Source organism: Neisseria sp. P0001.S005, from assembly GCF_051963715.1.
Genome location: NZ_JBQCTZ010000444.1, coordinates 1 through 883, shown reverse-complemented (window position 1 = coordinate 883; position 883 = coordinate 1). Strand labels below are relative to the sequence as shown.

General features: G+C 49.4%; 1 protein-coding gene and 1 pseudogene. Both read right to left on the bottom strand.

Annotated elements, in window-relative coordinates; genetic code table 11:
* Nucleotides 1-283: 283 nt before the first annotated feature.
* Entirely contained in the window at nt 284-490 is a 207-nt protein-coding gene (gene rpoZ, locus ACTHSP_RS20930; protein ID WP_003682294.1) for a DNA-directed RNA polymerase subunit omega, read from the bottom strand.
* 52 nt (nt 491-542) lie between these two features.
* A pseudogene (locus ACTHSP_RS20925) lies at nt 543-883 on the bottom strand (guanylate kinase); the annotation flags it as partial.

The following is an 883-nucleotide window of genomic DNA, read 5'->3' as shown; positions in this document are numbered from 1 at the left end:
GTGATGTAGGGTTCGCCGCTTTTACGGGTTTGTCCGTCATGGGCGTGGAAAGCGTAGGCAACGGCTCTTTCAAGCTCGGCCTGCTCGTTGGTATTGAGATAGGATGCGGTGCGAAACAGAAGCTCGCGCGCTTCTGCTGTCAACGGATCATAGGGGGCGGTAGGCAGTGGGGCTGGCATTTTCAGACGGCCTTTTATGGCTATTTTTAAGCCGTCAGACTGTATCGGTTGTGATATCGCACCGATACAGTCCGCGCGGCGGTTTTATCGGTTTGCCGGTTGGTTTATTTGTTGCGGGTCAGCAGCTCGGTTCCGATTTGTCCGGCTGCGATTTCGCGCAGGGCGGTTACGGTTGGTTTATTGTTGCGGATGTCGTCAACCAAAGGCGTATTGCCGTTTTCTAATTGGCGTGCGCGACGGGCGGCAACGAGGGTAAGGTCGAAGTGGTTAGGGATTTTACCTGTGCAATCTTCAGTAGTAATACGGGCCATGTTTGCTTGCTTTCTTTCTATGTTTCAAATAAACGGTTATTTTCGCTGTTTTTTACGAATTTTCCAACAGGTTTGAGATAAATCCCTGTTGAGAGGATTTTTTCAGACGGCCTGCTTTAATAATGTGGAACAAATCGGCTTCGGCACGATCCAAATCGTCATTCACGACGACGTAATCGAACAAAACGGATTGCTCAATCTCATGACGGGCTTTTGAAAGGCGTGTTTGAATAACTTCTTCGCTGTCTGTACCACGGCCGATCAAACGTTGCGCCAATACTTCAAAGGAAGGCGGCAGAATAAAAATGCTGCTGGCTTCAGGCAACGATTTACGCACTTGCGCCGCACCTTGCACATCAATTTCCAAAATTACGTCATAGCCCTCTTCGCTCA

Bases quoted from the DNA above. Each gene is read 5' to 3' on its own strand.
- rpoZ (WP_003682294.1), bottom strand. From the start codon at position 490: ATGGCCCGTATTACTACTGAAGATTGCACAGGTAAAATCCCTAACCAC.